The 6,697-nt window shown below is 74.5% G+C and carries 7 protein-coding genes and 1 tRNA gene; 7 read left to right on the top strand and 1 reads right to left on the bottom strand.

The window, feature by feature from the left end; all coding sequences use genetic code 11:
• Positions 1–144 precede the first annotated feature (144 nt).
• Positions 145–759, bottom strand: a complete 615-nt coding sequence (locus ABZ719_RS20960; RefSeq protein ID WP_366726682.1) for a 5-formyltetrahydrofolate cyclo-ligase — start codon at positions 757–759, stop codon at positions 145–147.
• Between the two features lie 101 nt (positions 760–860).
• Here ABZ719_RS20960 and galU point away from each other — a divergent pair, with 101 nt between their 5' ends.
• The 7 genes from galU (at position 861) to ABZ719_RS20925 (ending at position 6,682) form a co-directional block, all read left to right on the top strand.
• The gene (gene galU / locus ABZ719_RS20955) at positions 861–1,763 is read left to right on the top strand and encodes a UTP--glucose-1-phosphate uridylyltransferase GalU (RefSeq protein WP_366726681.1); all 903 of its coding nucleotides are present in this window, start codon (positions 861–863) and stop codon (positions 1,761–1,763) included.
• 5 nt (positions 1,764–1,768) lie between these two features.
• A complete protein-coding gene (gene glp / locus ABZ719_RS20950) occupies positions 1,769–3,091 on the top strand; it encodes a gephyrin-like molybdotransferase Glp (protein WP_366726680.1) in 1,323 nt (440 codons plus the stop codon).
• Between the two features lie 85 nt (positions 3,092–3,176).
• Positions 3,177–3,737: a cyclic pyranopterin monophosphate synthase MoaC gene (gene moaC, locus ABZ719_RS20945; RefSeq protein ID WP_366726679.1), complete on the top strand. Its 561-nt coding sequence runs from the start codon at positions 3,177–3,179 to the stop codon at positions 3,735–3,737.
• The gene (locus tag ABZ719_RS20940; protein WP_366726678.1) at positions 3,734–4,276 is read left to right on the top strand and encodes a MogA/MoaB family molybdenum cofactor biosynthesis protein; all 543 of its coding nucleotides are present in this window, start codon (positions 3,734–3,736) and stop codon (positions 4,274–4,276) included. The genes moaC and ABZ719_RS20940 overlap by 4 nt, the downstream gene beginning before the upstream one ends.
• 20 nt (positions 4,277–4,296) lie before the next feature.
• On the top strand, positions 4,297–4,911 hold the full coding sequence (locus ABZ719_RS20935) for a GNAT family protein (protein WP_366726686.1): 615 nt from the start codon (positions 4,297–4,299) through the stop codon (positions 4,909–4,911).
• A gap of 302 nt (positions 4,912–5,213) precedes the next feature.
• On the top strand, positions 5,214–6,476 hold the full coding sequence (glpR, locus tag ABZ719_RS20930; RefSeq protein ID WP_366726677.1) for a gephyrin-like molybdotransferase receptor GlpR: 1,263 nt from the start codon (positions 5,214–5,216) through the stop codon (positions 6,474–6,476).
• A gap of 132 nt (positions 6,477–6,608) precedes the next feature.
• Positions 6,609–6,682 (top strand) — tRNA-Ala (locus ABZ719_RS20925).
• Positions 6,683–6,697: the final 15 nt, after the last annotated feature.

Here is a 6,697-nt window from a genome sequence, read left to right as displayed (position 1 = left end):
GTCCCAAACCCCCCGCGCCACAGGGTGTTTCACACGCGGGCCGCCGCTCCCCGCCGCCCCGCCCCCCCACCCGCGCCCGCCCCCCCCCGCGCGCGTGGAGGGCCGTCGCCGTACCCGGACCCTCCTTCGGGGACAGGCGGGCGGTCAGGTGAAGCGCCGGACCGCCGACGGCGTGACCACCGCCTGCACCGGCCGGTCGTGCGGTTCGGCCGGGACGTGCTCGACGACCTCGCGGTCATAGAGCAGGACGACGAGCGCGGGGTGCGCGTCCGCCCGCTCCAGACGCGCCAGGACGCGGTCGTAGGAACCGCCGCCGCGCCCCAGCCGCATTCCGCGCGCGTCGGCGGCCAGGCCGGGCAGCAGGACGACGTCGGCGGCCGTCACGGCGTCCGGGCCGAGCCGCGGGCCGACCGGTTCGAACAGCGCCATCCGCCCGCCGTGCCGCACGCGCGCGAGGGAGCCCTCACCGGCGTAGGCGCCCCAGTCCAGGTCGTTGTCCGGCAGCAGTACGGGCAGCAGGACCCGGGCACCCCGCGCGCGCAGCGCGTCGAGCAGCGCGAGGGTGCCCGGCTCGGCGCCCACGGAGACGTACGCGGCCACCGTGCGCGCCCCCGCCAGCTCGGGCAGCTCCAGCGCGTGCCGGGCCAGCGCGTCGGCGGCCTCCCGCACGTCGTCCACGGTCAGCAGGTCGCGCGCGGCGAGGACCTCCCGCCGCAGGTTCTGCTTGCCCGGCCCCGCCGGCCGTCCGATGTGACTCAAGGTCGCTCCCGTGCCCTTCCTCGAACAGTAAATGTGCTCATATGCGATCTAATGAACCGGAGGCGCGGAACCCCACAAACGCAGCGGTTAAGGTGGCCGCCATGAGTCACGCGCACCCCAGGATCAGCAAGGCTGTCATTCCCGCGGCAGGCCTCGGCACCCGGTTCCTGCCGGCCACCAAGGCCACTCCCAAGGAGATGCTGCCGGTCGTGGACAAGCCGGCGATCCAGTACGTGGTCGAGGAGGCCGTCGCCGCCGGCCTCGACGACGTCCTCATGGTGACGGGCCGCAACAAGCGCCCGCTGGAGGACCACTTCGACCGCAACTACGAGCTGGAGTCGGCCCTGGAGAAGAAGGGCGACACCGAACGGCTCTCCAAGGTGCAGGAGTCCAGCGACCTGGCGATGATCCACTACGTCCGCCAGGGCGACCCGAAGGGCCTGGGGCACGCGGTGCTCTGCGCGGCACCGCACGTGGGCGAGGAGCCCTTCGCGGTGCTGCTCGGTGACGACCTGATCGACCCCCGCGACCCGCTGCTGCGGCGGATGATCGAGGTCCAGGCGCAGTACGGCGGCAGCGTCGTCGCCCTCATGGAGGTCGCGCCCGAGCAGATCCACCTCTACGGGTGCGCCGCCGTCGAGGCCACCGGCGACAGCGACGTCGTCCAGGTGACCGGCCTGGTGGAGAAGCCCGAGCCGGCCGACGCCCCGTCCAACTACGCGATCATCGGCCGCTACGTCCTCGACCCGCACATCTTCGAGATACTGCGCAAGACGGAGCCCGGCCGCGGCGGCGAGATCCAGCTCACCGACGCCCTGCAGCGCCTCGCCCAGGAGGAGACCGCCGGCGGCCCGGTGCACGGCGTGGTCTTCAAGGGCCGCCGCTATGACACCGGCGACCGCGGCGACTACCTCCGTGCCATTGTCAGACTCGCGTGCGAACGTGAGGACCTGGGCCCCGACTTCAGGACCTGGCTTCAGCGGTACGTAGCCGAGGAGATGTAACGACGTTGAGCAGCGCCGCGCACCACAACGCAGACCCGGACCGCCTGTGGTCGGTGGACGAGCACCTGGAGGACGTCCTCACCACCGTCCGCCCGCTCGAACCCATCGAGCTGCAACTGCTCGACGCCCAGGGGTGCGTCCTCGTCGAGGACGTCATGGTGCCGCTGTCGCTGCCCCCCTTCGACAACAGCTCCATGGACGGGTACGCGGTCCGGGTCGCGGACGTCGCCGGCGCGAGCGAGGAGTTCCCGGCCGCCCTGGAGGTCGTCGGGGACGTCGCCGCGGGCGCGGCCGACCCGGTGCGGGTCGGCCCCGGCCAGGCCGCCCGGATCATGACCGGCGCCCCGCTGCCGCCCGGCGCCGAGACCGTCGTCCCCGTGGAGTGGACCGACGGCGGGCTCGGTGAGGGACCGGTGAGCGGGATGCGCGCCCGCAGCCTGGCGCCGGAGGGCGCCGCCGGACAGGTGCGCGTGTACCGGCCCGCGCAGGCACGCGCGCACGTGCGCGAGCGGGGCAGCGACGTGCGGGCGGGCGAGTGCGCCCTGAAGGCCGGTACGGTCCTCGGGCCGCCGCAGATCGGGCTGCTCGCCGCGATCGGCCGCGGCACGGTGCGGGTGCGCCCGCGCCCGCGCGTGGTGGTGCTCTCCACCGGCAGTGAACTCGTCCAGCCCGGCGAGCAGCTGGCCGGCGGCCAGATCCACGACTCCAACAGCTTCGCGCTGACCGCCGCGGCCCGGGACGCCGGCGCCATCGGCTACCGGGTGGGCGCCGTCGCCGACGACGCCGACACCCTGCGCTCCACCATCGAGGACCAACTGGTCCGCGCCGACCTGATGGTCACCACCGGCGGGGTGAGCGTCGGCGCGTACGACGTGGTCAAGGAGGCTCTGTCGCACGTAGGGGACGAGGACGAGCCGGGGGGCGGGGTGGAGTTCCGCAAGCTGGCCATGCAGCCCGGCAAGCCCCAGGGCTTCGGCACCGTCGGCCCCGACCACGTCCCGCTGCTGGCGCTGCCCGGCAACCCGGTCTCCTCCTACGTCTCCTTCGAGCTGTTCGTCCGCCCGGCGATCCGCACCCTCATGGGCCTGGCGGACGTGCACCGGCCGACGGCCCGCGCGAAGCTGGCGGCGGACAAGGCGCTGACGTCGCCGCGCGGCCGCAGGCAGTTCCTGCGCGGGACGTACGCCGACGGCGAGGTGACCCCCGTCGGCGGCACCGGTTCGCATCTGATCGCGGCGCTCGCGCAGGCCGACGCCCTGATCGTCGTCCCCGAGGACACCGAGTCCGTCGAGCCCGGCACCGAGGTCGAGGTGGTCCTGCTCGGCTGACCGCCCCCGGTTGGCGGTAGCGTGTCGCGCACAGCAGGCCCGCACGCCGCACCGCGCCGGGCCCGGACCGGGAGCGCCACAGAGCATGACCACACCTTCCCGGGGGGAGACCCCCGGACCCGTGCAGGACCGAGTGCAGGACGCGCAGCACCCGCGGCACCCGCAGGACAGCGCGCAGGACCGGCTGACCCACATCGACGAGGCGGGCGCCGCCCGGATGGTCGACGTGTCCGGCAAGGACGTGACCGCGCGCACCGCCCGCGCCAGTGGCCGCGTCCTCGTCTCGCCCCGCGTGGTGGAGCTGCTGCGCGGCGAGGGAGTGCCCAAGGGTGACGCCCTCGCCACCGCGCGGATCGCCGGGATCATGGGCGCCAAGCGCACCCCGGACCTCGTCCCGCTGTGCCACCCGTTGTCGGTGTCGGGTGTGAAACTGGACCTGTCGGTCGCGGACGACGCCGTGGAGATCACGGCGACCGTGAAGACGACGGACCGCACGGGCGTGGAGATGGAGGCGCTCACCGCGGTCTCCGTCGCCGCGCTCACCGTGATCGACATGGTCAAGGCTGTCGACAAGGGGGCGGTCATCACGGACGTCAGGGTCGAGGAGAAGACGGGCGGCAAGTCCGGCGACTGGAGCCGGGCATGACCTCCGAGGCGCCGGCCGGCGGCGCCCCGTCCGCGCCGTACCGCGCGCTCGTGGTCACCGCCTCCAACCGGGCCGCCGCCGGGGTCTACGAGGACAGGGGCGGCCCGCTGATCGCCGACGGCCTGGAGCGGTTCGGTTTCGCCGTCGACGGGCCGCGGGTCGTCCCCGACGGCGACCCGGTCCGGGCCGCGCTGCGCGCCGCCGTCGAGGCCGGGTACGACGTCGTGGTCACCACCGGCGGCACCGGCATCTCGCCCACCGACCGCACCCCCGAGGCCACCCGTGAGGTGATCGACCACGAGGTGCCGGGCATCGCGGAGGCCATCCGGGCGTACGGCCGGGAGAAGGTGGCGACCGCGGTGCTGTCGCGGGGACTGGCCGGGGTGGCCGGCCGCACCCTGATCGTCAACCTGCCGGGCTCCACCGGCGGGGTGAAGGACGGACTGGCGGTCCTGGAGCCCCTGTTGACGCACGCCGTTGACCAGCTGCGCGGCGGTGACCATCCCAGAGCCGCGGCAGGCCCCGGGGGTGCGAGCTGAACACCGCCTCCTGGCCCGTGGTGCTCGCGGAGGGCGACGTCGTCCTGCGGCCGATAAAGCTGCGCGACCAGCGGCTCTGGCGCGAGGTGAACCGGCGCAACCGGAACTGGCTCAGGCCCTGGGAGGCGACCATCCCGCCGCCCACGCCCAGCGGCCCGGTCACCCACCGGCCGACCTACCGCCAGATGGTGCGGCACCTGCGCGCGGAGGCCAGGGCGGGCCGGATGCTGCCGTTCGTCATCGAGTACCAGGGGCGGCTGGTGGGGCAGTTGACGGTGGCCGGGATCACCTGGGGTTCGATGTGCTCGGGGCACGTCGGCTACTGGGTGGACGAGGCGGTGGCGGGCCGCGGGGTGATGCCGACGGCCGTGGCGCTCGTCGTGGACCACTGTTTCCGCACCGTGGGCCTGCACCGCCTGGAGGTCTGCATTCGCCCCGAGAACGGCCCGAGCCGCCGGGTCGTGGAGAAACTCGGATTCCGCGAGGAGGGGCTGCGGCCGCGATATCTGCACATCGACGGGGCCTGGCGCGATCACCTGGTCTTCGCGCTGACCGCGGAAGAGGTGCCCGAGGGGCTGCTGAGCCGCTGGCGGCGCACCCGCGCCGACCGCACCCCCAAGGGAAATCCGGCCTGACCCTCCTCCTGCCCGGTCCCTGCCCCACCCGTCGGCGCCGCACCCCGCCCCCTGCGCGCCCTGGCTCCCGCCGCCGCCTCGTTCCTGCCGCATCCCGGCGAGCGAACAGCGGTAATTGAATAAGTGTTCGAATTTATTCCGGAACTGATCACTCTTCGATCGCCTCGTGCCGGGGAATTCCCCGGCTTGATGGTCCGCTGATCGCATCGGTCGCAAAAAAAGTTCGAAATATCAGCCAGATCGTGCGACACACCGGCCCAATTGGCCGATGGCCTCACGTGAACCCCTCTACGGTGTGAGGCGTGAGCAGCAGCGGCCTCATCTACGCAGTCATTGTCGGGGCCTGGGCCGCCTACTTGGTGCCGATGTGGCTCCGTAGGCAGGACGAGCTGAACGAGGCCCGTCCGACGGAACGCTTCAGCACCGCCATCCGGCTGCTGTCCGGACGGGCGGGCATGGAACGCCGTTACGCCAGGGACCTCCGGGCGCGCTCCGCCGACGCGGGGGAGTCCAGCGCCGTGGAACCGGACGTCGTCACCGACTCGGTGGACGTCCGGTCCTTCGCCCTGCCCCCGGACCGTGCGCAGGCTCCCGCGCCCGGAGCCGAGGCCGGGCGGACCGCCCGCCCCGCGGCATCGCCGGCGCCCGCGGCGCGGACGACGGCACCGGCGGCGCAGTCCGCGCCGGAACCCGGCCCCGAGCCGGAGGCCGCCCGGACGGACGAGGCCGCCCCCGCGCGGGGGCGGATCCCCGCGGCCCGGCGCGCGCCCGGCGCGGAGGCGGCGGCAGCACGCGCACGGCGCTCGAAGGTGCTCGCGCGCCGCAGGCGCACCACCGTCGTGCTCTTCCTCGCCTTCACCCTGGGCGCGATCGTCGCCGCCGTCGGCGGGCTCGCCTTCCTGTGGGCGCCCGCCGTGCCCGCCGTGCTGCTCAGCGCGTACATCGCCTATCTGCGCACCCAGGAGCGGCGCCGCTTCGCCTACCAGATGGACCGCCGCCGCGCCGAGGCCGCGGCGCAGCGGCTTCGGGAGAGCCGCCGCCAGCCGCGCCGTCGCGCGGCCCTGGGCGGGGCCGGGGCGGCGGACACGGAGGAGCCCGACGCGGGCCCCGAGCCGGAGACGGACCCCGGCCTGTCGGCGCTCGCCGCGGACCGGCGCGCCCTGGTGGAGCAGACGGACCACGCGGAGTGGCTGGACCAGCAGCAGCGCGAGCGCCGGCGGCGCCCCGGCCGCGGGGACAGCTGGGACCCGGTGCCCGTGCCGCTGCCGACGTACGTGACCGCGCCGGTCGCCCCGCGGGCCACCTCCGACGTGGACCTGGGCGCTCCGGACACCTGGAGTTCGGCGCGTTCGTCCGCCGCCGTGCCCGAGCAGGAGGCCGCCCCGGCGGCCGAGGAGCCGCAGGCTCCCGCGGCGGACGCGGCGGACGCGGAGGACCGTCCCGCCGCCGACGGCCGCAGCGACGCCCGCCGCGCCGCCTCGGCCCGCCGGTCCCGCGAGCGGGGCCGTACTCCGCTCTTCGACCAGTACGAGGACGGCGGCCGGCCGCGCGCGGCCAACGAGTAGCAGCCCGCGAGCCGGGCGGTCCGGCGCGGGGTGACACCGCCTCAGACGCCGTGCGGGGCCGCCGCCGCTGACCAGCCCGGGAACGGATTTCCAACCACCCGGATGAGGATGCTAGAGTTTCACTCGTTGCAAGGGCCTGTGGCGCAGTCCGGTAGCGCACCTCGTTCGCATCGAGGGGGCCAGGGGTTCAAATCCCCTCAGGTCCACGCAGCACGAGATCC

Origin of the sequence: Streptomyces sp. NPDC006743 (genome assembly GCF_040703815.1) — a bacterium.
GTDB lineage: Bacteria > Actinomycetota > Actinomycetes > Streptomycetales > Streptomycetaceae > Streptomyces.
This window is presented reverse-complemented; position numbering and strand designations above follow the sequence as displayed.